We start from the raw sequence: 26,768 nt of genomic DNA on the forward strand, positions 1-26,768 counted from the left end.
TCGAGCACTTAAAAAATGGACAAAAGCAATTCCAAGCCGCCTCCAATGTGATGGATCTTGCAGGTTGGACAGGTTTGGCAAAAAGTGTGGTCAAAAAATCAGTTAAACTAGCCCCAAGAGGAAAGCTACCCGGAAACAGGACTGGCACGCCACTAATGGCTAAGTTGGCCGCTTTTTTCACAGATGCAGCGATGAAAGACGGTAAATTTAAAACGAATGCGATGACCTTGAATAAGTTGATGGATGAACTGAAACTATCCAATATCCTTCAAGGTAAAATGATGACCAGCTTAAAGAATAACCCTCCGTTCAAAGTGGTGACTCTCACAACAGGAAACGGCTTCCAAAGAAAACAACTTGTGAAAAATCGGGATTACCAATTCACGTCTAGGAAGATGGATGAGGGTGGGGGTAAGAGGGATGGTAGGGGCACTGAGGGGACGGGTGATGATACTTATCGTCACCTTAAGGACTACGAGAATAATAAGTATTTCACAAGAAGTGTAGAATATAATGCAGGTAAAGATGGAACAGGATTTACTTATAAAGTTTATCAAAGAAATGATATTGATTGGGATATGACTCGAACAACTGGGGCGAGAAAGGGACGTGGTTTAACCAACGCAGAAGCCTCCGCAAAACATGGTTTAGCTCCAATTCTTGATGATGCAGGTAGTGTTGCAACATTACATCATTCACAACAGAAAGGAATTGGGCCTTTATATGAAGCATCAACTAGGTATCATAATATCAGTAATACAAAAAGAGCTCCATTGCATCCATATAAAGGTAAACTGAATCCGTTTTACCCTATGGATGAAGCAACTAGAGAAGCATTTCAAAAAGTAGACTCTATTAACTATTGGAAAAAACGGGGACTTAATGAATTAGGAGGGAACTAAATGAGTAATTTACCGTTAAAATTAGAGGGAATCCTTGAAGAAGACACTTACAAGCGTCAAAATAAAACTGAAGTGCACGAAGCGTTAATTCGCTTAGATGTAGTTGTATCAGATACGTTTCGTGAATTTTACAATAAGTATATGGGGCCGTTTTGGGAAGAAGTAGTACCTTTTGAGTTACTTGATATCGTAGAGGAAAAAAATAATATTGAGTCGTATACATTTATTTCTCGGAGAGAGCATGGATGGCCGAAACAGTATCTTGTTTTAAGCGAGATGTCAACAAATGCGGTACTTGTTCTGGATACCGTTACGGATAAGGTCTACAAAGTTAATTTCGAGGTCGGAGATGATTTGCTTATACAAGGTCAGTTAAAAGAATCATGGTTAACCTTCCAAGATTTTTTGAAAGATTATTTTAACTGTTAATTGGGGGCTACCCAGTGTCGAATGAACCCATCATTCAACCAATAACACATCTAACCCATGTAATACCCGTATAAAGATTTCGTCATTTCGTTTGTACGCACAATAATGCTTGACAATTATAACCTAAATAACGCTAAAGCGTTACATAAAACAGGTCGATTAGGGTCAGATACCACCATGATTGATCTGTTTTTTGTTACCTTTGTTATCTTGCGGTTTTTTCAAAATTACTCGCAACTGTAGAATACCATATAACGATAGTGATACTGAGAAAGAAAAAAATCGCACCTTTCAAGATGGATGGCACGACAACTATAGTAAAGGTGTTATGCAAAGACGAAAGCGAAGCGATGGTGATCCATTTCGTAAGACTTGAACCTCAAGGCGAGTACATCGAGAAAAGTCAACAAAAGATGGGGAATCCGAGTGTGAAATCATTCGGTAATCCACAGGGTAAGGAATTTACCATGAGTGAAAGTGAACTCGTCATGACGGCCAAGGAAGGCTTGTTGTACATCTCGATGAATGGAAGCCACGGTATAACATTAAATAGTTCGACAACGGTACATATACAGTCAACCGAAAGCCTAAATCTTCAGGGAAATGAAGTTCATATTGAGGCGTCTGAGGGACTGAATATAATGGTAAATGCAGATAAATTGGACCTCGTAGAAGATGTCAACATGACTAGCAATGAGATTGTTTTATCAGCCTTGAAAGGGTATGAAACGACGTATCCCGCAATATTAAGCGAGTTTGAACAGCAAGTGGCCGATAAGGGAATAGAACAAGTGAAGTCTGAGCGGATTATTGCGTCAATGATTCAACAGAATAAAGCGGGTAATCAAGAGGCATGGGGTATGGTTGTTGGATTAGGTAACATGGTTAAGGATGCAGGGGACTATGTTTTAACCAAAGTCATTGAGAATGTTCTTTTTCCATCAAAGAATGTTCTGGGGATAAGGACAAAAGAAGAAGCAAAAGAGTCACAAAAGATGGCTGACGTGCTTGCTCAAGGAATATATTATCAGGTATCTGGAGAACTTAACCCATGCAATTTTAAAAAGATTTTAACAATATAGAGGTGATAAGAGTTGAAGTAAGAAAAAAATAATGAATCTTATTTTGAATATTCTGGAATACAGTTAGAAAAGGATGGAAATGTATTTGAGCCATGTATGCCTGTATCAAATCTCCATATTTAAAAATAAATCTCCGGATGCTAAATTTATCAATTCTGAAATCAAAAATTCTAATGCATTCATGGTCTTCAGTTTTTGAAAGATCTCAGTAATTACAATCGTATCCTCACGGGTCACACCTGTAGCTAGTATTATAACAGCCACGTCGGTGCTTTCAGTATACAAATGGGAATGATCAGAGATTTTACGAACCTTTCGGAACCAGAGATAACCCCCGGTAATATACATAGCATGATTGTAATCGACGAGGTAACCCAAAGCAATTTCATAACTAAGATCGTCAGCATCATATGGACCCAAAACAATACAAATTTGTTCAAGCAAGTAAACCAACGACCTTTCGTTATTTTTATAGTGACATACTTCGAATTCCAAAACCAACGGTGAACATGTATTTTTTTGTTGATTTGTACGCATAAGCGTACGTCATTTAAAGGAATTATATCGTACGCTTATAGGTACAGTCAATGACTAAAATGATGATAGTTTGGAGCGTGTGAATATGACTAAGAAAGTGCGTGTGACACTGGACGAATCGTTACAGCGAAAGGGTATGACCATGAATGAATTGTCTTTAAGGGCTGATGTCCGTCGGGCTGCTATTTCTGAGCTTATCAATGGTAAGAGAGAAAACATCAACTTCCGTCACATTGAGCAGATCGCTGAAATACTTAAGATATCAGATATTAGAGAGATCATTACGCTAGTTGAGGAGAATGATTAGGTTGTTCCTCCATATCCATCTACCGGGTAGCTGTATGGAGCTAGTTAAAACAATAAATCACAAAAGATTTTACAGATGATTCCAAGATATAGTTCTATAACTTGGGGGCTAACAGTACGAAGTGACTCCATCTTTCACGAAATGGAACACTTAACCATTGTAATACCGCCACAATGATTTCTTCGATTCGTTTGTACGCACAAGAAAAGATTGAATATTATACCCTAGATAACGTTTTACGGTTACATTAAACAGGTTGATTATGGTCAGATACTACCATGATTGACCTGTTTTTTGTTGTATTCGTTTTCTTGTATTTTTTTCAAATTGATTCGAAACTGACTGTAGAATACCCTATTTCGATATATAGGCAGCGATTCCATTCGTAGGATGGGGAGAAGCGGGAGCCAAGTTCGTGGGAAAAGGGATTAGTGCATTCAATGCAAGTAAAAAAATAGTGAAAACACCAGAGCGAGCCGTAGTTCGGATGAAAATCGCTAATAATTCACGGTCGGCTCTTTCGTGGATTATGTGTATTGTTGGAATAATTCTGATTCTTAATAGCTTGGATTATTTGTAGGGTTTAAAACTCATAAATTAAGCTATTATTCCGATAAAGTAAATAATGGATCTTTGGTAGAAAAGCAGGTGTTTATTCATCCGCTTTTTTCGAATAATTAAGAGGTTAACCACAAGTTGAAGAAGCTATATTTAATTCATGCCAATACATAAATTCATTCTGTTCTTCGGTTTGTTCTAGATTTATTCAACTAATAGCGCCATAAACCATAAAAGGAGTGTATAAATTGACAGAGCACGAGATGTTTAAAGCTACAATCTATCCCATAGATTCAGATTCAAATAAAGTCATCATTCTTACACCAGACTACATATTTGACGAAGTAAAGCAAGATGAAGCTGAACAATTTATTGAAAGTGTATATGGAGAAGAAGACTTTATTGATAGTTTGGATCAAAATAAGGTACATAATATTGACACTATAGTAAGAGTGTCATCTAACCAAAAAACGCATATAATCACGGTTAAAACTAAAGTGAATGGTAAGAAAGAAACAGACTTCCTCTCTATAGATAACCGCGAGCGAACGGAGCAATTTCTCCAAGAATTATACCAGTATCTTAAGGATGACTGCAGTTTCCAAGTGAAGGAGTATAGCCGATGGACTGCAGCATTTAAACCATTATTAGCACTGCTTATCATTATTGGTTCAGGTGTATTTTTGACTTGGTTTGCCCAAGAGGCACAGAATGGTCTTAGTAGAACTAGAGTAGTTAAAGCATCGGTATATTATTTATATAAGGCCATGGCTTTCATCGGACCTACCGGCGCTATAATTATTTCGGGGATTGCATTGTTAATTGGTATGGCAGTGCTGGCATACAGAGTGAAGAATCCACCAATCATGACATTTATCAAGAGAAACAACTAGATTACTCATAATCCAACAAGGTCGTATTTCTGTATCACAATAGAAATAACGGACGCTAGAAGTAATTCTAGGCGTCCGTTATTTTTGTATTGTTAAATTGAATTATACCCAGCCGAACACCCGAGCAAGCTGCGCAACAGTAAATGTAACGCCAATGGCGATGCCGAGCGGTATAACTCCTGATAGTATGGTCCACTTCATACTTTTGGTTTCCTTGTAAATGTTCACGAGAGTCGTGCCGCACGGATAGTGGAGTAGGGAGAACAACATCATATTCAACGCTGTTAGCCATGTCCAGCCGTGATTCAGGAAAACATCCTTGATACTACCAAGGCTGTCGATATCGACCATAGCTCCAGAGGACATATAGCCCATGAGTAGAATTGGCAATACGATTTCATTCGCAGGCAGCCCAAGGATAAAGGCCATCATGATATAACCGTCCATCCCTAGCAAGTGAGCAAAAGGATCGAAGAAAGAAGCCATGTGGTTCAGAATACTTTCTCCGCCAACGAACATATTGCCTAGTATCCAAGTGATGATCCCCGCGGGAGCAGCAACGATGATGGCCCGAGTAAGTACGTTTAATGATTTATCCTTGGAGGAGATAAGAATAGTCTTCCAAATTTGCGGACGGCGATACGGCGGGAGCTCCAGCGTGTAATGCGTGGGAACGCCGCGCAGCGCAGTTTTAGACATCACCCAAGAGACAGTCAATGTGACGATAATACCGATCAGTACCATACCCATCAGCACGGATGCTGTTGTTAAAGTACGCATTGCACCGGTTGCCGCCGCTCCTGACATGAATAGTGATGACAGCAGAATCAGGGTAGGCCAGCGGCCGTTGCAGGGTACAAAGTTATTGGTTAGAATAGCCAACATCCGTTCACGAGGCGATTCGATAATACGAGTAGAGAGGATAGCGGCCGCGTTGCAGCCGAAGCCCATTGACATGGTCAAAGCCTGCTTGCCGTGACCGCCCGATTTCTTGAATAACCGATCCATGTTGAAAGCGACACGGGGCAGGTAACCGAAATTCTCCAGTAGTGCAAATACGGGGAAGAAAATCATCATCGGTGGCAGCATAACGCTGATAACCCATGAAGTACCCCGGTATAGTCCCAGAACAAGTACACCGTGTAGCCAATCCGGGGCATGAACGGCTTGGAATCCTGCGGTCAGATAGCCTTCAACGAAACCGAAGAAGGAAGCGAGCCAACCTGAAGGATAATTGGCACCAGCTATCGTAATCCAGAACACGACACCGAGGATGGAGAGCATAATGGGGAACCCCCATATTTTGGAGGTGACAATATTGTCGAGCTTATAAGTACTGTTCAGCTTCTTCTTATCACGGTAGGTTACGGCATCACTACAGATGCCTGCGGATACACCGTAAATTCCGCTGACAATTTCATCCCGTATCGTTCCCCCATCAGCGAGTTTCTTTCCTGCGGACAGGAGGGAATCAAGAGCGTCAGGTCCCTTAGTGATATGCGGTGACTCCATGGCCGATAACCTCCTTTGTTACGTGAGTAGCTTCGCGGCCCATGTTTGCTTTGAGCGAAGCAAGGAGGCTGTCGTCACCGTCCAATAGACGTAGTGCGATCCAACGTGCCGGATATTTAGAACCGATCGTTTGCTCTACCATTGGCGTGAGCTGGGCAATTCCCCGTTCAATTTCATCGGTGTAAGTGATTCGCAGTGGCTGGGCAGTGAAGGCGCCAGTAGCGACACGTTCCACCTGATCCAATAACGCTTCAATACCTATTTTATTGCGTGCCGATATCGCTACTACAGGAACGCCGAGCCGCTTAGATATCGCCTTTAGGTTGATGTCGATGCCAAGTCTACGAGCTTCATCAATCAGGTTAATACAGACAACCGCCCGTCCGGTGATTTCCAGTACCTGAAGTGCGAGGTTCAGATTGCGTTCCAGCGAAGTAGCATCAAGCACGACAAGCGTCACATCCGGCTGCTCAAAAATTATATAATCTCTGGCGGCCTCTTCATCAGCGGAGTTAGAATACAGCGAGTACGTTCCGGGAAGATCGACCGCGCGATACGTGTGCTCTTTGTGGGTGAATTGTCCTTCGGCGGTAATGACTGTCTTGCCCGCCCAGTTGCCCGTATGCTGACGCATTCCGGTTAGCAGGTTGAATAGTGTGCTTTTGCCCGTATTAGGATTGCCTGCAAAAGCGACGGTATAATGGCTCATGTCTCTACACCTCCGATCAATTCTCCGTAAATCAGTGAGCTTTCTTCCTTGCGAAGGGCGATAGTCGTGTTGCTTACCCGAAAGGCTGTGGGATCTCCAAGAGGACTGCGTCGCAGTACCTCTACGACATTCCCAACCACAAAACCAAGGTCAAGTAATCTTCTTCTTAACACGCCCTGTACTTCGATGCCGCTGATGCGCAGCACGCTGCCGTTTTTGGCTTCAGACAAAGGAATACCTGTTCCAGCCATAGGATCTCCTTCTTTCATCTACTGATTCGTGCGATATATGTTGTCCATCGGATATACTTTTGTAGTCTGCCACAATATTAGTATACGTAAATAAATTTGTCCTTGCAACAAAAAAGTTGCGCTAAGGCAAAATGAAAACACCCTCGCGGAGTAGACAGACATGCTGTCTACTCCGCGAGGGTTAGGGGTGGAAGTTCTATCAAAGCCTTTCTTTTATGCTCCATTCTCATTCTCAGTTTCCGAAGTCAAGAGTCTGGCCGGTCTCCACCATGGTCTTTATATTGCTAATAATCTGACACCATGCGCTATCGCTTGCAGCATAAGATGGGTCGTTAGGGTGCCAGTCATCATGAATGAGAGTCAGCTTGGTGCAGCCGCCAACCGGTTCCAGCAGCCATGAAATACGGATTCATAGATGTCCTCTCCATTGAGGTAAGAGGGTCCTACCTTGTGAGTGAAGCGTAATGCCTTCTCTGGAGCATACTCTAGCAGTGTACCATACACATGAACGGTTTCATCTCCTTCAGCACCCGGCCCGACATATTCCAGAAGATCACCTTCCTTAAAGCTTGAACGGATTACACTCCCGTAATAGATTTGCTTTGTGTTCTCCGGAGAGATGAGGCTGTCCCATACCTGCCCCAGTGTCCCACCAATATAAAGATTATATTTCAGTTCCTTCATCCAATACTCCTCCTTATGTGATACTTTCATGTATACCTCAGACCTAGTTACACTATACAAAAGGATCACTGACAACTACGGTCAGTGATCCTGCGGAATATTATAAAGTTTCATAGTGGAGGGATAGCTCTGAAGCAATAGCCGCCAATCGGTGATTCAAAGCTAGAGGTTCTAATATGTGTAGTGCTTTTCCATAAGGTAGAAGAAAGTATGGTACATAGGTAAATAAAGAGGTCTCATCGAACAAAAAACGGGCTTGATCTTTCGTGCGATGCTCCAGCGTATGTCCGAACAACCAATGGCTGCACAGATCATTAAGTATTCTTTCGCTGGATTCTATGACTACCGTAATCAGATTCTCTATTTTACTGTGATCTGGAAGTAGACTCTGCAGCAGAAACTCGCGTGCAGAAAAATCGGTGGGGCGCACAAAGCTTGTCTGTGTTCGCAGCAGTCCGCTAATTCTGTCTACCCGAAAACTGCGAATTTCCTGCCGCAGATGGCAATAAGCCACGGTGTACCATTGTCCTCTCCACAGCACCAGTCCATAAGAATTAATGGACCGTGAAGAAGTAGTTTCTCCATTTCCCTTACGATATTCCATTTGTAGTGTGTTTCCATTTGCAATAGACAATTCCAGCTCTCCCAGCAGATGCTCCAGCGGCGCAGAAAGAGTGTAGAGCGTTTCAATGCCGCTCTCGTGACGCTCCATATGCTCTATTTGTTCGGTATTACTGTACCGTTTCAACTTGGCAATTGCCCGGTCAAGGGCATCAACATACGGGTATCCGGTTCCGCGGGTGAAGGCGGAGGCTTGAACGAGTGCCCGCTTCTCCTCGGAGTCGAAAAATAGAGGGGCATCGGTAAAATGCTTCGGCAGGCTGTAACCGCCGCCCGGTCCGGCATCGGCGAAAATGGGAACACCGCTAGCGCATAGAGCATCAATATATCGGTATACCGAGCGGATACTGATTTCAAGTTCCTCCGCGAGTTCCATGGCGGTTCTTCTCCGTTGCTTTAGCATCCAGAGAATGGATAGCATGTGATCGGCTTTAGACATCAGGATGTATCCTCCCCAAAGACTCATAAATTACACCCAGTGTAGCACTGAATCTTCAATTCTGCCAAATCTAGGCTATACCAGTTCCGAGCTTCAGTCTCGCCGCAGCTTGGAATGATGATTCGTAAACAAAGGTGTCTTTTTCTCCGCTTTTTTTCGCTTAATACCCTAAATTTGAAACATTCGTTTACTAGATTCATATTTTCTTAAACCTAAACTTCGAGGACGAGTTGTCCTCTCTTATCAGATGAAAAATGATATGAATGGATGATAATATACTTATATGCTAAAATCTGCTATTTCCTCAATATATCTCTATAATATATCCCGTTTTCTTCGTTTTTCATAATGTAAAATGTAAATAATTGTATGTACAAAATAAAAAAATAAATATATTTTTCAGAAAATAACAATAACAGCGCTTTCATAGGTTGCTATTTTTGGGTTTATTTACTATTATTTATTAATAATTACTGTCGAAGAATGTTAGTGAATTAAACCCGTTTATTTACATTATTTTGTCGCTTGGACACGATAAAAAGATCTAGCTCACACGTGGTGGTCTGAACCCGTTGGCAAAATGGATTTATCGGATTTAGTGTCGGATTAACTGTCTGGAGAGCAGTTTAATTCATAGAATTACTAGCTTTAAATAGATAAAAAGGAGTGAGGATATGCAGTTCTTTTTTTATATGTCAACCATCATTTTTATTGGATTTCAAATTCTTTACACAGTTATTCCCTTGTTTTCCAGTAAAGTCAAGAAATTAAATACCGATTGCGCTGAAAAATCTATCTCCGTTTTAGTTCCTGCCTATAACGAGGAGCTCACCATTAAGAATTGTATAGATGCAATGGAAGGCTTAAATTACAGTAACTACGAAGTCATCATTATTAATGATGGTTCGAAGGATCAAACCTTTCAAAAGTTAAATGAGCTTTTGGACTTATCGCTAAGTGAAAGAGAGGCAGATTGTAAGCTTACATACGCAGCTATTAAAGGAATCTATCATTCGGAAAAATATAAAAACATATTTGTAATTGATAAATTTAATGGTGGAAAGGCAGATTCTCTTAATGCGGGTATTGATTGCGCAAATTCTGATATTGTTATCACGCTAGACGCAGATAGCATGTTAGAAATCAACTCGCTTAAATATGTGAATCAATATTTCCATGATGACAAGATCATCGCTTTAGGCGGTACTGTAAAGATCGTACAGGGCGCTGAGAAAAAGAACGGAGTTATCATAGATAAATTTACTGGCAAAGGTATTATAAAAAGCCAAGTGATCAGTTACATCCATGGTTTCTATGTGAGAAAACTAACACAATCCGCATTTAATTCCATTGTCGTTATTTCAGGAGCATTCGGCGCTTTTTATAAGAGTTTATTGGTAGACGTAAACGGGTTTAGAAGCACTGTAGGTGAAGATATTGATATCACCTTAAAAATTCACGAGTACATTAAAGCGAATAACTTGGATAAGAAGCTTGTCTACGCACCAGAAGCTGTATGCTACACGGAATGCCCAGAAAACATAACTAACTTCTATAAGCAAAGAATACGTTGGCAAAAAGCTTATGTAGATTGCATATTAATCTATTGGTCTAAATTATCGCGAAAGTTTAGCTTTGGCGTCAGTATCTTTTTTGCTATCGATGGATTTGTTCTAGGCACATTAACTGCATTTACAACCATTTTTTATATCATACAAAGTCTCTTTCTAGGTACAAATTTTTTTCAAATTATCATTCTTATGTCGTCTGTTCTTTTAATTAATGCGCTGCAAATTGGGGTTTCTCTATGCTTATGCAAAAAATATGGCAGCAATTATTCACTTAAAGATTATTTCCGGATGTTTGTGTTTAGCCAGGTTGAATTATTAACCTATCGAAATCTGTTACTTTATATGAATATCGTAGGCACGTTTAAATACTTTGATAATGACGAGGGTTGGGGGTTCGTTGAGAGAAAAGGTGTTTCAAGCATAAGTTAATCCCTACAATAACTATGAGAAAACTACTGCTATAGGAGGCACAAATGAGTCATATACTAAAGGATAAACGAGTTATATTTATAGATATTTTAAGAATACTGTCCATCATAGCTGTCATTATTTTGCACTACACGGCAGACTTACTTATAAGGACAAATGATTTCAACACATCATCATGGTGGATTAGTAACATTTTCAATTCGATATCCAGATTTGCCGTTCCGGTATTTTTTATGATTAGTGGCTCGATGATCTTGAGAGTTGAAGTGAAGTCATATCGACGATTTTATATAAAAAAAGTACTTCCTTTAATCATTTCTTTAGTGAGCTGGTCACTTATTTATGCCATTTACACCCAATATTTCATTCTAAAAAGTAGCATGGGTGTCTATGATTTCTTCGTTCAGTTTGCGTATGGTTTAATGTACGATAGAAATTATGTGCATTTATGGTTTTTATATGCAATTATTGCGATTTACATAACTGTTCCATTAATTAGTAGGTTGGTAAAAGCGTGCAGTGAAAAAGATTTAAGATATTTTCTACTGTGCTGGTTCTTGATAAGTGTGGTTTATAGATTTATCTCAGATATCGTGTTCAGGACGACCTCCGAGTATATCAATATCCCTATAACCAATATCCCTTTATTCACAGGTTATCTAGGATATTTTATTTTAGGGTATTATCTCTATAACTATACGATATCGCTGAGAGCCAAAAATCTTTTCTATAACTTGGGCGTAATCTCCTTTTTTGTAGCGCCAATAGCTACGTATTTTGCATCTTTTTACAGTGGTATTCTAGATGAGATGTTCTACAACCCTTATTCACTCACAACATTTTTTATGGCTACTGGAATATTTGTTTATTTCAAAGAAAAAGAAACGGTTATTAGTGAGAAGATCAATTACAAAATCAAAAAAATAATTAGCTCCGTTTCCAAAGCAAGCTTTAGTATCTACTTAATTCATTTGTTAGTTGAAATCATGGTATCTAGAAAAGCAGAAATAGATGCTACTTTACTCCAAACCACATTTAGTCTTATTTTTAATGTGGCTGTTATTTTCTCAATTAGCTATATCACGGTTAAGGTCTTAAATCTAAATAAATATATCACACAAATATTATTTGGAGGTAAAAGTTAACATGATAAAAATAAGCCTTTATACGAAAGCCTTCTTAGCTATATTGGTTATAGGTATGGGCATTTACTTTTACGATGTCAATTATTCAGACCCCAAAAAAATAACCTCTGTGTACATACCGATATGGAAAGACTTTAAAGATATTAATCTAAAAGATAAAAACATCGATATCGCTATTATCGCCTTTGCCAAAATTGATAAAACGAATGTATATTTTGATCTAGACCCTGCTAAAAATGAGGAAATCAAAGAAAATATAAAGAAACTACAAATGAATAATAAAAAAACAAGCTTCATACTTGGCGTTGGTGGCTATAAAGCGGATGGATTTTCTGATGCTTCGCTGGATGGAAATCGGTACCACTTTACTGAGAGTATGATTGCAATGGTTAAAGAGTTAGATTTAGATGGGATCGATATAGACTGGGAATATCCAGCTTTTGATTCATGGAATACGACTAAAGCAAGACCTGAAGATACCAAGAACTTTACCAATCTGATGAAGGAACTTAAAGAAAAATTGGATAGACTCCCGCGTAAAAATAAGAATTACTATTTAACCTTTGCTGCTGGGAACGAAGATTGGTTCTTCAAAAACGTTGAGATTAATAAAGTAGAAAAATATGTGGATTTCATTAATGTCATGAGTTATGACTTAACGGGTGCTTGGTCAGATACGACAGGGTATAATTCGAATTTATTTAAAGATAAGAATGGGAAGAGTATAACTAGCGTAGATCGTATTATTAATTTATATTTAAAACGTAATGTTGATCCTAAAAAGCTTCTCTTAGGAATTCCAGCTTATTCTTACGCATGGGAGAATGTGAAAAGTGCTACGAATAAGGATGCCGCATTTTCCATGGGTAAACCTATTGATATAAACAAAGTAGATTTGAGCTACAAGACTATAAAAGAAAAATATTTAAATAAAGATGGGTTTAAGCGATACTACGACGATACAGCGAAGACAGCCTATTTATATGATGGTGATACTTTTATAACCTATGAAGATCCAGAGGCTTTGAAGGCAAAAGTTAAATATATCAAAGATAAAAATCTAGCTGGTGCCATGGTGTGGGAATACTCTCAAGACTCCGATGATGGCATTGTAAAGTACTTAGCTGATAACCTGAACAAGTAGTATCTGCTCTTCCCTGCGCTAAAAAAGGTAGAACTTCGAAGATTGAAGTTCTGCCTTTTCGTGTACTCACAAAAGATGATTTGTTCGTTGAACGAGCTTATGAAATCCGCACGAAAGGCTTATACTAGTAATGTGCGGGAAGATGCCGCCAGTACTTATTCTTCATAAAGACAAAATGATTCTCGATGCCGCTAAAAAGTGTTCTTGAAATCACTATCAAAGGAAGCTATAATAATCATATCGAAACGTTTCGATCAAAAACGTTCCGTCATAATATTTACAATCTTCGAAAGAAATACATTATTGAAGGCTACACTTATCTTAGGTATGAAATACATACACAGTAAAGAATTATATATATGAATAGGGAGCGAGAAATGTATGGCAACGATTAAGGATGTGGCGAAGCTAGCAGGGGTCGCTTTGTCTACCGCTTCGTATGCGCTAAGTGGAGATAGTAGGGTGAGCGTGAAGACAAGGGCAAAGGTTGTTGAAGCTGCTAGGCAGTTGAATTACCGCAAAAATGGGATCGCTATGGACTTAAAACGGAGCAATACGAACACAATCGCCCTTATACTGACGGACATGTCAGGTCCATATTATTCTGAATTGATTCATAGTGTACAAGAGGTTACGCTCACGAATGGCTACGATTTAATAGCATGTAGCTCTTTGGGGGGAAAAGATTCAACCGCAGTTAAGTTTCTGCGTGAACATAGAGTAGATGGCGCCATCGTACTTGCCTACAATATTCTGGATGAAGTATTAATTGAAGCGTCTGCGCAGGGCTTTCCTATTATCGTGATGGATCGTGAAATATCAAGTGATGATCTGGTTAACGTGCTGGTGGACGGTGAACAGGGTGGCTATGTGGCTACGCGTCATCTGATTGATCATGGACATCGTACGATTGCTTACATCAGTGGACCTGCTAATTCCTATGATAATCAGCTTCGGTATAAAGGATACTTACGAGCGATGGCAGAAGCAAATTTGGAGGAACAGTCCAAATGGCGACTTAATGGTAATTTCGTACGAGAAGGTGGATATAGCGCCACCAAAATGCTGATCATGCAAGGGGAGCTTCCTTCTGCTGTCTTTTATGGTAACGATGAAATGGCCGTAGGTGGGATGAAGGCATTCGAAGATAGTGGAATCTCTATTCCGGAAGATGTTTCAGTTATTGGATTTGATGACATTCAATTAGCGGAGTATGTTAATCCTCCACTGACAACGATTCGTCAGCCTAAGAGAGAGGCGGGGTCACTCGCCGCACATCTTCTGTTCCAGAAACTTAGTGGGGCAGACGTGAAGCGAAATTATAAATTAATGATAGAAATGGTAGAAAGAAATTCTGTGAAAAGAGTCTAACGATATAGAATGAACTAAAGACGAACCCTCATATTCATGATCTTTACTAGAAACTATAGAGTTTGGAGAGTGTAAACTTTAGTTCAATCTATATAGTAGTGTAGGAGGTGAGTTGAGTTGGCTTGGATTCAATGTCAGTTCTACTCAGAAATATTAAGCTTATCTACAGGTATTAACGTTTTTATTCCTCAACATTCTGCGATTCAGGTCAGTGGTTCTGGTAAACTTCCGGTCCTGTATCTATTGCATGGGTTGAGTGCTGATCATACAGATTGGATAAGGCATTCTTTCATAGAACGTTATGCTGAGAATAAAGGAATCGCTGTGGTCATGCCAAGTGTTGGTCGTAGTTATTATACAGATATGAAGTATGGATCACCCTACTTTACATTTCTAAGCGAAGAATTACCTACTATTGTCCGTGCCTTATTTCCTATTTCTGACCGTAGGGAAGATACTTTTGTAGCAGGCATGTCGATGGGAGGGTATGGAGCATTCAAGTTAGGGCTTTCTTTCCCAGAACGTTATGCGGCTGCCGTAAGTCTGTCGGGAGGGTTGGATATTGTTAGTCGCATGAGTGGTCCTAACAATCTCCAGCCCCATGAATTGATCGCAACTTTTGGTGATGTGGCTGAATTGAAGGGAAGCTCCAATGACTTGTTCTATTTATTGGATAAATTGAAGGAGTATGACGGAGATAAGCCTATGTTGTATCAATGCTGCGGAACAGAAGATTTTCTGTACACAGATAATCAAACCTTCAGAAAACATGCGATAGATCTAGGGATAAAAGTGACGTATGAAGAAGGATCTGGGGAGCATGATTGGGATTATTGGGACCCCAAGATGCAACGTGTAATGGATTGGTTGCCAATATCATGAATTTATTGTGTTTGTAAATCGAAACGTTTCGAATTTATGATCATTGAAGCATAGTAATGGTTGATGAATGATGAGAATCAGATAACTTTAATGGAGGTTGATGATTATGGATAATAAACAATTGGTTGGATTACTAGAACAGATGACACTCGAGGAAAAAATAGCACAGATGCTGCAATTGGTAGTGTCTTATTTCGTAGGATCGGAAGAGGATGGTCAGATTACGGGACCGATGGAATCGCTCGGAATTACCGAGGAAACCGTGAATCAAGTTGGTTCTGTATTAGGACTTGGTGGGGCAGCTAAAGTGATTCAAGTGCAACAAACACATTTGAAGAACGACAGACTAGGTATTCCAATGATTTTTATGGCGGATATCATTCATGGATACAAAACCATTTTTCCAATAACTCTAGCTATAGGATGCTCTTGGGATCAGGAATTGGCAGAACAAAGCGCCGCCATCGCTGCAAAGGAATCCGCAGTATCGGGTCTGCATGTTACGTTTGCACCTATGGTTGATCTTGTACGTGATCCACGTTGGGGACGTGTGATGGAATCAACGGGGGAAGACCCATATTTAAATAGTTTGTTTGCTCGTTCATTTGTGCGTGGATTCCAAGGGGACGATTTAGCGAATGATGTCAGCCGTGTGGCTGCTTGTGTGAAGCATTTTGCAGCTTATGGTGCTGGAGAAGGTGGACGGGAATATAACACAGTTGATTTATCAGAGCGACAATTGAGAGAGTATTACTTACCCGCTTATAAGGCTGCCTTAAATGAGGGCTGTGAACTAGTTATGACATCTTTTAATACCGTTCATGGTTCCCCGGCTACAGGAAACCGAGCTTTGATGCGTGATTTATTGCGAACGGAATTAGGTTTCGATGGTGTACTTATCTCTGACTGGGGCGCGGTGATTGAGCTCATTGCTCATGGGGTTGCAGAAGATGAATCAGCAGCGGCATACCTAGCCGTTCAAGCTGGTGTCGATATCGAAATGATGACCTCATGTTATGTTAAGCATTTACCGGAACTTGTAAGAAGCGGCAAGGTGGATGAGTCTCTGATTGACGAAGCTGTGCTTCGTATATTGAATTTGAAGAACAAGCTGGGGCTATTCGAGAATCCGTTACGTGGAGCTGATCCGGAAGCAGAACGAAAGGTCGTATACTGTGATGAGCATAGAGCTGTATCACGCGAACTTGCATCCAAATCGTGTGTTCTTCTTAAAAATACAGGTGTTCTTCCACTTCAACCTGAGCAACAGATCGCTTTAATTGGTCCGTTCGCGCAGAGCCAAGATATTCTCGGTCCATGGTCTTGGCTGGGCGCTGAAGAGAATATTAAGCCTCTGAATAAGGCTATTCAGGAGCAAATTACATCCTCCAACGTGTTAGTTGCAGAGGGTTCAGGGATCGATACGATTACAGAGCAACAATGGCAAGAAGCATTAGAAATCGCTCGTCAATCGGATGTAATCGTTCTTGCTCTGGGTGAGAGCTCACCTATGAGCGGAGAAGGGGGAAGTCGTGCAGACATTCGTTTGCCGGAGGCACAACTTCAACTGATTGCTCACTTGCGAACGTTGGATAAGCCTATGGTGGCTGTCTTGTTTAACGGACGTCCGCTAGATCTTCATGGTGTCCATGATCAGGTAGATGCTGTTCTGGAAGCATGGTTCCCTGGAAGTGAGGGAGCTAGCGCGATCACAGATATTTTATATGGTGACGTGAACCCATCAGGACGTCTATCGATGTCGTTCCCGCATGCTGTGGGACAAATACCGGTATATTATAACCACTACAATACAGGGCGTCCGAAGAAAGAGTCCGAACCAGATAATCGCTACGCTTCGCAGTATCTAGATATTCCGAATGAACCTTTATTTCCATTTGGTTACGGGTTAAGTTACACGGAATTTAAATACGGTGAAATGGTACTCTCAGCAGAGGAAATGACGTTAGACTGTCCACTGCAGATCACAACGACGATCACGAACACAGGCAATAGGGCGGGAGAAGAAGTCGTACAACTCTATATTCGTGATATCACAGGAGAGGTTGTTAGACCGATGAAGGAGTTGAAGGCTTACTCCAAGGTTCTGTTGCAGCCTGGGGAGTGCCAAGAAGTCAGCTTTACAGTGACGGAGGAACAACTTCGGTATCATCATTCCGATTTAAGTTACACAAGTGATGCTGGTGAGTTTGCCGTATTTGTAGGATCGAATAGTAGAGACGTGACGGAGCGTAGATTTCGTCTTTTGAAATAAACAACAATATCAACGTATGACCAATTTGACATTACAGAGAGTAGGAGTGAGAAGACAATGATAAAGAATAATGAACAGTTGCTGACTTTGGAAGCGGGAAGTTTAACGTTTAGATTTTTGCCAAGTGGAGATTTATTTCAGGCTACTTACGGTGGGACGATGATTAATCAATGGTTGTCCAATTCAATCGATGGATCACTAAACAATATATATCTACGAGTACATGATGCGGAAGGCATTCAAGCCTATCCCTTGCTCGGTGTTAAATCACAAAGTCGGGTTCGTAAGTTAGATCATGGACTTGTATATGAAGGCGTAGTAGCAGGTGTCCGTTATCAAGTAATGTTCACACCGACGGAGCAGGGCATATGGTTCTGGGATGTAAAAGTTGAGGGGCATCATAAACAGGTAGACTTGATTTATGGACAAGATCTTGGGATTGCTGATCCAGGAACTGTTCGTAGTAATGAAGCCTATTTATCTCAATACATTGATCATGCTGTATTTAAGGATGATCGTCATGGATATGTTGTATGTTCTCGGCAGAATCAGCCGCAAGGTGGAGTCTTCCCATACATTCAGCAGGGGTCTTTAACGAAAGCTGCTTCATATTCAACAGATGGCTTTCAATTCTATGGTTTATCATACAAAGAAACGAATGAACCCGCTTGTTTAACCCAAGACACACTAGCAAACGAAGTCTATCAATATGAATTTGCCTATACAGCCTTACAATCGGAACGTATCCAGCTAGATGGAGAAGCTAGGTTCGTATTCTACGGACTATGTAAGGATGACCATCCTACGGCGATAACTACCTTAGAGTTCGGCGAAGAAGTATTACAAGCTCGTAAAGTAGTGGAGACGCTAAGCTTCGAGGGAGGAGAACTTCTGGAACGGGTCTCTCTATTACCTTCCATAGGGACTCCGCTGCATACGGAGGTTATGAGTGAGACGGAGATAAACCGTTTATTCCCTAATCGTCAGCAAGAGGAAGTGGCAGGGAACGACTTGCTAGCTTTTTTCACAGATCGATATGAGCATGTAGTTCTCAAGGAAAAAGAGCTAAGAGTAGAGCGTCCTCACGGGCATATTCTAATGAGCGGCGATAATGTGAGCCTGGAAAATCCAGTCATGACAACAACTTCTTATATGTACGGTATCTTTAACTCTCAGGTTGTAGTGGGAAATACTAATTTTAATAAAATGACGACAAATGCGAGAAATGCGCTGAATGTACCCAAAACAGCGGGTCAGCGGATCTATGTGGAGATAGAGGGTGTGTATCGCCTATTGACGATGCCATCACTATTCGAGATGGGGTTCAACTACGTACGTTGGTATTATAAAACGCAAGATGATCTACTGATCATCACCAACTTTACGGCAGTAGGTACGCCAGAGGTACGATTGAATGTGCGTTCAGAGCGTGGTATATCATATCGTTTCCTAGTGAGTAATCAGATTACAATGAATGTTAATGAATATGAGATTCCTTATCACATGCGTGATCATGGCGAATATCTGTCATTTCATGCAGACTCGGCAGCGTTAAGTGCTGATATCTATCCAGAGTTGGAGTATCGGCTTCATGTTACAGGAACGAGCATGACAGTTTCAGATGAGCGTAAGCTGGTAAGCCATATCGAACCAGGAGAAGCTTCACTGACTGTGCTGGAGCTAGATGCCAGCAGCGAATGGACGATGACTCTTCAAGGATTGCTGAATGGTGGAGAACTGCCTTTAGTGGAACGGAAGGCTGAGGAAGAGATAGAACGTTATCGGGAGTTTTTCCGCTCTGTCATGAATGGATTTCATTTGTCGGCAGGGAATGGGGATGATGCGGAACTATTTAAGGTGAATGGACTCGCCTGGTGGTACACACATAATATGCTTGTCCACTACTCCGTGCCACATGGTCTGGAGCAATACGGTGGAGCCGCGTGGGGAACACGTGACGTCTGTCAGGGACCAGTTGAATATTTCATGGCAACTCACAAGTATGATCAGGTACGTGCCACGGTATTAAATATATATTCTCATCAGTATGAAGACGATGGCAATTGGCCGCAGTGGTTCATGTTCGATAAATATACGAAGGTTCAACAGGAAGAGAGCCATGGTGATATTATCGTATGGCCGTTGAAGGTGCTTGGCGATTATTTGAATGTTACTCGCGATTACAGCATTTTGGAACAACAAGTTCCCTATACCAGAAAACATAGCTTTGATTTCACAACGGAGACGGCGACAGTATTAGAGCATGCTTATAAGGAAATTGATTATATCAAGAATCATTTCTTACATGGCACGCACTTATCTTCATATGGAGACGGCGACTGGGATGATACCCTTCAGCCAGCCAATGCTCAATTGAAGCAATATATGGTCAGTAGTTGGACTGTAGCTCTAACCTATCAGACGTTGAACCAATTCTCACGCGTGATGGAAGTTGTTGATCCCACTTCAGCGGCAAGCTTACGGAGTCTGGCTGATGGAATTCAAAGTGATTTCAACCACTACATGCTACAAACCGAAGTTATACCGGGTTTCTTGTATATGGAGAATCCTGAACAAGTAAAATTGTTGGTTCATCCAAGTGATGCCGAAACTGGTATACAATATCGTTTGTTACCGATGACACGAAGCATGATTAGTGAACTATTGACACCTGAGCAAGCGGCGACGCATTACGAGATCATTCGTGAGCAATTGTTCTGCCCAGATGGTGTACGGTTAATGAACCGTCCTGCACAATACGTTGGGGGCGTAAGCACCCACTTTAAACGTGCTGAGCAAGCGTCGAACTTCGGACGTGAGGTTGGACTGCAATATGTACATGCCCATATTCGTTATGTAGAGGCTATGGCTAAGCTCGGTAAAGAAGAAGAAGTATGGAGCGGGCTTGCGCGCATCAATCCAATTGGAATCCAAGATGTCGTTCCTAATGCCGAACTACGTCAAAGTAACGCGTACTTCAGTAGCTCCGATGGTAAATTTAACACTCGCTATGATGCGCAGGATAGATTTGATGAATTGCGTAGCGGACAGGTGCCGGTGAAAGGTGGCTGGAAAATTTATTCTAGTGGACCGGGGATCTATATGAATCAATTGATCTCTAACGCTCTAGGTATCCGCCAAGAGGCAGGTAGCCTGATCATTGATCCTGTGTTACCACAGACGTTAGATGGTCTACGTTTCGACTTCGAATATGCAGGAGCTCCAGTGCAATTTGTGTATCATTTAACGAGCGGTGAAAATCGTGTCAGTGTAAATGGTCAGGATGTTGCCACGGAGACCACAACGAATCGTTACCGTACTGGTGGATTACGGATTGATCGACAAGAGTTCGATCGTGTACGTTCAGAGGGAACGAACATTGTGGAAATTTATATAGGCTAAGCATCTAAATCATAAATGCACCCCTTAGAACAGACATTGGAGACCCCCTTAGGTTAATCCAATGCGTTCTAGGGGGTGTTTTTTTATGCCTGTGCCTCTTCTGCAGTAACGATGTCCTCATAGATCGAGGTCTGTGATCATCTTGTCATTGTTGTTACCGCGCTTTATCCTCCGCAATCGCGATTCGGACATTGTTGAGATATTCCGTAAATGTGAATAGGAGAGTTCAATGTATAATGGATGATATGGATATGATGTATTTTTCTGGCGAGGTGCTGATATGCGGTATGAAGTTGTTAACAGGTTAGAACTTGTTCGCGAAGAACTTCTGAATGGAAATCTTACTTAGTATATTGAGAACTGAAGAGGTGTAGATAATGAAAGTTTATGAACTCAAGAATAATAATAAAGCAATGTTATTAGCTGCTGTAGAAGACAGAAATCATCCTATTAATTTTGGCTTTAATGGCGAAACGAAAGAACAGATTTGGTCACCTATTGAAGTAGAGACACTTTACAAGAGAACATATAAAGACTTTCCTGTGTATAGAATTGGGAAACCGGTTATTTCAGCAAAGGTTAAGAGAGCGATTGAGTCATTTATATCAAGTGAAGTGGAGTTCTTGCCACTGGTCCATAAGGAATTAGAACTTTACATGATTAATGTAACCAATATATTAGATTGTGTGGATTGGGAACGCACCGATGTTGAATGGACTGAAGAAAACAGTTTTGCAGGCTTTAACAAACTCGTATTTGATTTTTCGAAGATTCCAGAACATACGTACATTTTTAAATTTAAAGAACTTGCAACAGTAGCAGTGTATGTAACCGAGGAATTTAAGGAACTCATCGAGCGAAATAAGTTTAAGGGCCTAGACTTTGAATTTACTGAAGTATATGATTCAGAATTCACAGAGGAGAAGGAACAAGAACAGAAGCTTGCTTATGAAGCAGCGATAGCGGCTGTTGAGCAGAATAAAGGGCAGGAATTTTCATATGAAGAAGCAGTGGAACGAGTGAATCAGGGCGTAGCAGTAGCCAGCGGTAAATGGAAGATGCAGTTGGATGGTGAAGGTAGATTTTGGCTTGGTGAAATTATTCTAGGTTTAACCTATCAATGGATTATGCCGGTATACATACCTCCCGTGTTGCTTAGCTTTCAGTGGCATGAAATACAGAAGTCGGAAATTTAACCTACATAGTGATGGAAACGAATCGAAGTGCCTAATCCCTAATTGCGATTAACGGGTGAAGTACCTAATTCTAAGGTTAACTTAGCAAAGAAAAAAGCCAGATTCGAACGCTAGAAGCGCACGAACCTGACCATAATAAATACAACCTATTTTTTCATCTTAGTAACTCCAAAAGAGGAGACTTTTTTTGATTAAATTTACCATGAGATCTTATGAGTAATCTTACTCTGTGCCCGGCACAGATAGCCCAAGCCCCTCAGCCACACGCTGTCCAAATTCTCGATCTGCTTTATAGAAGTGTCCGATTTGACGAAGCTTAATTTCGTCGCTCTCCACAGGCATCATAGCACCCACAATATTCTGAACGAGACGAGCACGTTCCTCTTCACTGAAGAGACGGTATAAGTCACCTGCTTGTGTAAAGTGATCATGATGATCGTAGCTAACGCTATCAGCTTGACCCGATACAGCATAAGCCGCTGGTTTAGTCTCTGGGGATTCTGAAGGTCCACCCAAGCTGTTAGGCTCGTAGTAGACGGACTTTCCACCATTGCCATCTGAGCGCATTTGTCCATCACGTTGATAATTGTTGACTTCCGCCTGCGGACGATTGATGGGTAACGTATTATGGTTCGTACCCACGCGATATCGATGGGCATCGGCATATGCAAAGAGACGACCTTGTAGCATCTTATCTGGTGAAGCTTCGATACCAGGCACGAAGGAGCCAGGAGAGAATGTAGCCTGCTCCACTTCAGCAAAGTAATTCTCCGGATTGCGGTCGAGTACCATGCGACCAACCTCAATTAATGGGTAATCCTTCTGCGACCACACCTTAGTCACATCGAACGGGTCGAAGCGGTAGGTATCGGCATCTTCAATAGGCATGATCTGTACATGCAGTCTCCAAGCCGGGAAATCACCTTGATCGATCGCATTGAATAGATCCTCTGTATGATAATCTGGATTGTCACCAGCTAACTTAGCAGCGAGATTGACGTCTAGATTCTTAATACCTTGCTCTGTTTTGAAATGATATTTCACCCATACCGCTTGACCTTCCGCATTGACCCATTTAAAGGTATGACTTCCGAAACCATGCATATGTCTAAGTGTAGCCGGAATTCCACGGTCTGACATGAGAATGGTTACTTGATGTAAGGATTCGGGTGATAGTGACCAGAAATCCCAAACCGCATTGGGATTTTTCAAGTGTGTCTGTGGATGGCGTTTCTGTGTATGAATAAAGTCAGGGAACTTAATCGCATCACGAATGAAGAAGATAGGCGTGTTGTTCCCGACCAAGTCGTAGTTACCTTCTTCAGTGTAGAATTTAAGTGCGAACCCACGTGGATCACGTACCGTGTCGGCAGATCCTAGCTCACCAGCTACGGTAGAGAAACGAGCGAACATGGGAGTACGTTTACCTACTCCAGATAAGAAAGCGGCCTTGGTATATTTGGATAAATCATTCGTAACTTCGAAATAACCGTGTGCTCCAGCACCCTTGGCGTGAACGACACGCTCTGGAACACGTTCTCTATTGAAATGTGCCAATTTTTCTAACAAGTGGACGTCTTGAATTAATGTCGGACCGCGTGAACCGGCGGTCATTGAATTCTGGTTGTCTCCAACAGGAGCTCCCCAGCTAGTCGTAAGTTTATTGTTATCTATCGTCATATTGGAATCACCTCAACTAAGTATTTTATATAATGATTACTATAATCGCTCACTTAAATAAAATCAATACTTTTTAATAATTATTATAATCTGGGAAAATATCACGAATTTTCATGAAAAAAAGGTTTGGTGAATACCTCCTCTCAATGAACGGTATAACAATCGACTCTGGTAGAAAATAGTGTGACTTAACAAGCAATGGAGGTGCATTTGACGATTTTTTTGTGTGAACGTAATGAGTGTAGGCGTGTACCCATAGATAGACATGTTACAGTCTATGTGAACGTGTTTATGATATTCCCTATTTTTCATACGAAATTACTCCATATTTTGTAACTTTAACCTTCATTTAAGCGTCTCATTATTAAAAGCCTAACAAAGAGGGGGATTATTTTTGGGCAAGCATCCATGGAGGAGATATTTACAATATGGCTGTATATGTGGGGTTTGTGCAGTGATACCGATCTTAATATGGAATATGAATCAATCAGGGGGCATTAGACCGATAACATCTGCTATAACACCAACGAATGAAGTTCAGTTAGTAGAGCCAACGGAAGTGAACAGTGGAAGCCTTCTACAGCCAGGTGATGAGATTAGAATGAGGACGAGAGGGGCCTATTTCTCGCAGCAACTCTCTAAGAGAACCCAGATCGAAGCTTTGAAAGTCCAATATTACGGCAAAGAGGGAGAAGCTTTTCAGGTGGAATCGGTAGGTAACGAAATGTTGTCTGTACAATCCGATGATCGGGGGACGTTATGGATCCCCACCTGGTATACAACAGAGGCTTCTAGTCAGGTGGAGCGCAGCGATCCGAGCTATGTTACATTACACCCACAGACGAATCTATCTCTGTCACCAGAGAGTACCTTGAAATGGCCGTTAGCAGGTAGGGGTGACCAGCGTATATGTATAGCAAAGTGGAATGACTGGTATGGTGTGATCGTAAGTCCTACCTTATGGCATAATGAATATGATATTTTCCGCCCAGTATTGCTATGGGTGCATGAGAAAGATATTCTGGACAAACAGCTCGTCCAGAAGCGATTATTTGATCCAGATTCAAATATAACGACTGACGTTGTTCGTAATATCACGGAAATGATGCTGACAGAAGGTAAGAGTCAAACTTTTGTAAGGAACTTGTTAGGTGAACCTCATTACATAGAAACGTCAGATAATTTGGAACAGACGGGAGTTCCAATGCAACTTGGTGTAACGTGGAGGTATGAACGTTCAGATGCCAACTTTACTGTAACATTCTCTGCGGAAGGTCAGCTCAAGCGGATGAATTGGATTTTGCCGACAAAGGGGAAGTCATGGAGCAATCTCTCTTCAGGGAATGACTACTATTTCACCTATGATTTCCTTACGACACCGCTTCCTTCTACGCTGGATTGGACTCATGTGTGGCGTAACCAAGGGGATTTGAATTTCACTTATTTGATCGGTGCGAATAAAGAGGTTCTCTTAATTAAAGGGGATGACGGTGGTTTTAGTGGTATGCATAATGATTCCAGCATATATGCGATGAATAGACACACAGGTGAGAAACTATGGCAATTAGATGCTGGATTTGGCTGGATCACGGCTAAGCTAGATCATTCAGGAGAGAATGTGACCGTCTTTTCCGATTATGACCCTGGTATGAAGGAGTATGTAACTAGAATACAACACATTCGTCTATCCGACGGTAACGTGCTGTGGCAATACAATCCTTCGTTAGGAGACGGGGGGATTGAAATGACAGCCACTCGGGATTCTATTCTTGTGTATGATCGGCAAGGACCTGAAGATACGACAAGAAAGCTGATTGTACTGGATAGTGAGACTGGCAAGGTGAAGTGGGAGAAGAAGCTGAACGATAATGATCAAATGCTAAATGATGGACAGCAGGATCAATACGTTCTTATCCAGCAGGATCAACAGCTTCAAGCGCTTGATTCAGATACGGGTTCCATAGTGTGGAAACGTGAGGTGAGCGATCAGATTGTCACCAATCCGGAGGGAGACCCTTACTATGCTGGGGGTGAACGTATCGATCCGTTTGTTCCTAGGAGTTCGAAACGTTGGGTGTTACTAGGAGATCAGTGGCTTCTAATAGATATGATCTCAGGGAAGCATCTGGCTGCGTACACTGCCAAGTTAGGGGAGCGCTTCGAGGTGATCGACGAAAGGTATCTACTAGTACAGCGATCGGCTGATCATGAGCAATTCAATGGAGATGGCGTTGAAACGATCTTCTATGATACTAAGAACAATAAGGCATTATGGACCATCAAAGGATTAGCTTCTAAGGGTGTTATAGAGGGAATCAGGATGTACCTTGTCGTCAATGGAGTTCCGACATCAGTGGATACAGAGAGTGGGAAGGTCATCTGGCAGATGGATACAACGTCTGGTGCCGGCGATTATCTTGCAGAATTTACAGTAAGTAGTTACGTGGTTACGGATCAATATCTGCTCTTGCCCTATGGTACAGACCTTTTGTTACTTGGTAAGAATGACGGTAAGGTCATCGGACGTATTCAAAATATAAGAACAGGATACGCAGAACTTCGTGAGCAAGAGACGAGGAATGGGACTATGAATAGAATAGGTAATGAGGTTTATGTTGGCACAGCTAACGGAGGTTTTACACGATTTAATATAGATAGACTATTTAATGTTGACAAAAATCGATAATTTAAATACAATGATTTCATAAGGAAACACTGTTTCCGAAACGCGCTTAAGCTTTATTTTTAAAAA

Annotated in this window: 20 protein-coding genes and 2 pseudogenes; 15 read left to right on the plus strand and 7 right to left on the minus strand. The window is 41.3% G+C overall.

Annotation, left to right across the window (positions count from 1 at the left end):
• Positions 1–74: 74 nt before the first annotated feature.
• The 3 genes from UB51_RS29210 to UB51_RS24815 all read left to right on the plus strand — a co-directional run bounded on the left by UB51_RS29210 (position 75) and on the right by UB51_RS24815 (position 2,413).
• Positions 75–902 carry an HNH/ENDO VII family nuclease gene (locus UB51_RS29210; RefSeq protein ID WP_234405504.1) on the plus strand — a complete coding sequence of 276 codons (828 nt, stop codon included), beginning with the start codon at positions 75–77 and terminating at the stop codon, positions 900–902.
• Positions 903–1,331 (plus strand): SMI1/KNR4 family protein, encoded by a 429-nt coding sequence (locus tag UB51_RS24810; protein ID WP_044879592.1) that lies wholly within the window; start codon positions 903–905, stop codon positions 1,329–1,331. It abuts the gene before it with no gap.
• A gap of 260 nt (positions 1,332–1,591) precedes the next feature.
• A complete protein-coding gene (locus UB51_RS24815) occupies positions 1,592–2,413 on the plus strand; it encodes a hypothetical protein (RefSeq protein ID WP_044879593.1) in 822 nt (273 codons plus the stop codon).
• Between the two features lie 105 nt (positions 2,414–2,518).
• Here UB51_RS24815 and UB51_RS24820 read toward each other — a convergent pair whose 3' ends face one another.
• Positions 2,519–2,857: a hypothetical protein gene (locus UB51_RS24820; protein WP_044879594.1), complete on the minus strand. Its 339-nt coding sequence runs from the start codon at positions 2,855–2,857 to the stop codon at positions 2,519–2,521.
• 178 nt (positions 2,858–3,035) lie between these two features.
• On the opposite strand from UB51_RS24820, the gene UB51_RS24825 reads away from it, so the two are divergent.
• From UB51_RS24825 to UB51_RS24830, 3 genes and pseudogenes are all read left to right on the plus strand, one after another.
• Positions 3,036–3,257, plus strand: a complete 222-nt coding sequence (locus UB51_RS24825; RefSeq protein WP_044879595.1) for a helix-turn-helix domain-containing protein — start codon at positions 3,036–3,038, stop codon at positions 3,255–3,257.
• 481 nt (positions 3,258–3,738) lie between these two features.
• Positions 3,739–3,837: pseudogene (locus UB51_RS29865) on the plus strand (GAP family protein); the annotation flags it as partial.
• Positions 3,838–4,063: 226 nt separating this feature from the next.
• Positions 4,064–4,708 carry a hypothetical protein gene (locus UB51_RS24830; RefSeq protein WP_044879596.1) on the plus strand — a complete coding sequence of 215 codons (645 nt, stop codon included), beginning with the start codon at positions 4,064–4,066 and terminating at the stop codon, positions 4,706–4,708.
• 102 nt (positions 4,709–4,810) lie between these two features.
• On the opposite strand, the gene UB51_RS24835 is transcribed toward UB51_RS24830, so the two are convergent.
• The 5 genes and pseudogenes from UB51_RS24835 to UB51_RS24855 all read right to left on the minus strand — a co-directional run bounded on the left by UB51_RS24835 (position 4,811) and on the right by UB51_RS24855 (position 8,924).
• Positions 4,811–6,220, minus strand: a complete 1,410-nt coding sequence (locus tag UB51_RS24835) for a nucleoside recognition domain-containing protein (protein ID WP_044879597.1) — start codon at positions 6,218–6,220, stop codon at positions 4,811–4,813.
• Entirely contained in the window at positions 6,198–6,929 is a 732-nt protein-coding gene (locus tag UB51_RS24840; protein ID WP_044879598.1) for a FeoB small GTPase domain-containing protein, read from the minus strand. The genes UB51_RS24835 and UB51_RS24840 overlap by 23 nt, the downstream gene beginning before the upstream one ends.
• The gene (locus UB51_RS24845; RefSeq protein WP_044879599.1) at positions 6,926–7,180 is read right to left on the minus strand and encodes a FeoA family protein; all 255 of its coding nucleotides are present in this window, start codon (positions 7,178–7,180) and stop codon (positions 6,926–6,928) included. Before UB51_RS24845 ends, UB51_RS24840 begins: the two co-directional genes overlap by 4 nt.
• Positions 7,181–7,412: 232 nt before the next feature.
• A pseudogene (locus UB51_RS24850) lies at positions 7,413–7,864 on the minus strand (SRPBCC domain-containing protein).
• Positions 7,865–7,964: 100 nt separating this feature from the next.
• Entirely contained in the window at positions 7,965–8,924 is a 960-nt protein-coding gene (locus UB51_RS24855) for a helix-turn-helix transcriptional regulator (protein ID WP_044879600.1), read from the minus strand.
• A gap of 674 nt (positions 8,925–9,598) precedes the next feature.
• Here UB51_RS24855 and UB51_RS24860 point away from each other — a divergent pair.
• The 8 genes from UB51_RS24860 to UB51_RS24895 all read left to right on the plus strand — a co-directional run bounded on the left by UB51_RS24860 (position 9,599) and on the right by UB51_RS24895 (position 22,336).
• A complete protein-coding gene (locus tag UB51_RS24860) occupies positions 9,599–10,924 on the plus strand; it encodes a glycosyltransferase family 2 protein (protein WP_044879601.1) in 1,326 nt (441 codons plus the stop codon).
• A gap of 44 nt (positions 10,925–10,968) precedes the next feature.
• The gene (locus UB51_RS24865; protein WP_044879602.1) at positions 10,969–12,069 is read left to right on the plus strand and encodes an acyltransferase; all 1,101 of its coding nucleotides are present in this window, start codon (positions 10,969–10,971) and stop codon (positions 12,067–12,069) included.
• A 4-nt stretch (positions 12,070–12,073) separates the two neighbouring features.
• Positions 12,074–13,213 carry a glycoside hydrolase family 18 protein gene (locus UB51_RS24870; RefSeq protein WP_044880428.1) on the plus strand — a complete coding sequence of 380 codons (1,140 nt, stop codon included), beginning with the start codon at positions 12,074–12,076 and terminating at the stop codon, positions 13,211–13,213.
• 381 nt (positions 13,214–13,594) lie between these two features.
• Entirely contained in the window at positions 13,595–14,584 is a 990-nt protein-coding gene (locus tag UB51_RS24875) for a LacI family DNA-binding transcriptional regulator (RefSeq protein WP_044879603.1), read from the plus strand.
• A 117-nt stretch (positions 14,585–14,701) separates the two neighbouring features.
• Positions 14,702–15,466 carry an alpha/beta hydrolase gene (locus UB51_RS24880; protein ID WP_044879604.1) on the plus strand — a complete coding sequence of 255 codons (765 nt, stop codon included), beginning with the start codon at positions 14,702–14,704 and terminating at the stop codon, positions 15,464–15,466.
• A 106-nt stretch (positions 15,467–15,572) separates the two neighbouring features.
• Complete coding sequence (gene bglX, locus UB51_RS24885) at positions 15,573–17,738, plus strand: beta-glucosidase BglX (protein WP_044879605.1); 2,166 nt, start codon at positions 15,573–15,575, stop codon at positions 17,736–17,738.
• A gap of 57 nt (positions 17,739–17,795) precedes the next feature.
• The gene (locus tag UB51_RS24890) at positions 17,796–21,140 is read left to right on the plus strand and encodes a GH36-type glycosyl hydrolase domain-containing protein (protein WP_044879606.1); all 3,345 of its coding nucleotides are present in this window, start codon (positions 17,796–17,798) and stop codon (positions 21,138–21,140) included.
• 377 nt (positions 21,141–21,517) lie between these two features.
• Positions 21,518–22,336 (plus strand): imm11 family protein, encoded by an 819-nt coding sequence (locus tag UB51_RS24895; RefSeq protein WP_044879607.1) that lies wholly within the window; start codon positions 21,518–21,520, stop codon positions 22,334–22,336.
• Positions 22,337–22,558: 222 nt separating this feature from the next.
• Here the strand turns inward: UB51_RS24895 and katA are convergent, their stop codons facing one another.
• On the minus strand, positions 22,559–24,010 hold the full coding sequence (gene katA / locus UB51_RS24900; RefSeq protein ID WP_324607788.1) for a catalase KatA: 1,452 nt from the start codon (positions 24,008–24,010) through the stop codon (positions 22,559–22,561).
• 400 nt (positions 24,011–24,410) lie between these two features.
• Here katA and UB51_RS24905 point away from each other — a divergent pair, with 400 nt between their 5' ends.
• A complete protein-coding gene (locus tag UB51_RS24905; RefSeq protein ID WP_052676071.1) occupies positions 24,411–26,702 on the plus strand; it encodes an outer membrane protein assembly factor BamB family protein in 2,292 nt (763 codons plus the stop codon).
• Positions 26,703–26,768 lie beyond the last annotated feature (66 nt).

This window comes from Paenibacillus sp. IHBB 10380 (genome assembly GCF_000949425.1).
Taxonomy (GTDB): Bacteria; Bacillota; Bacilli; order Paenibacillales; family Paenibacillaceae; genus Paenibacillus_AQ.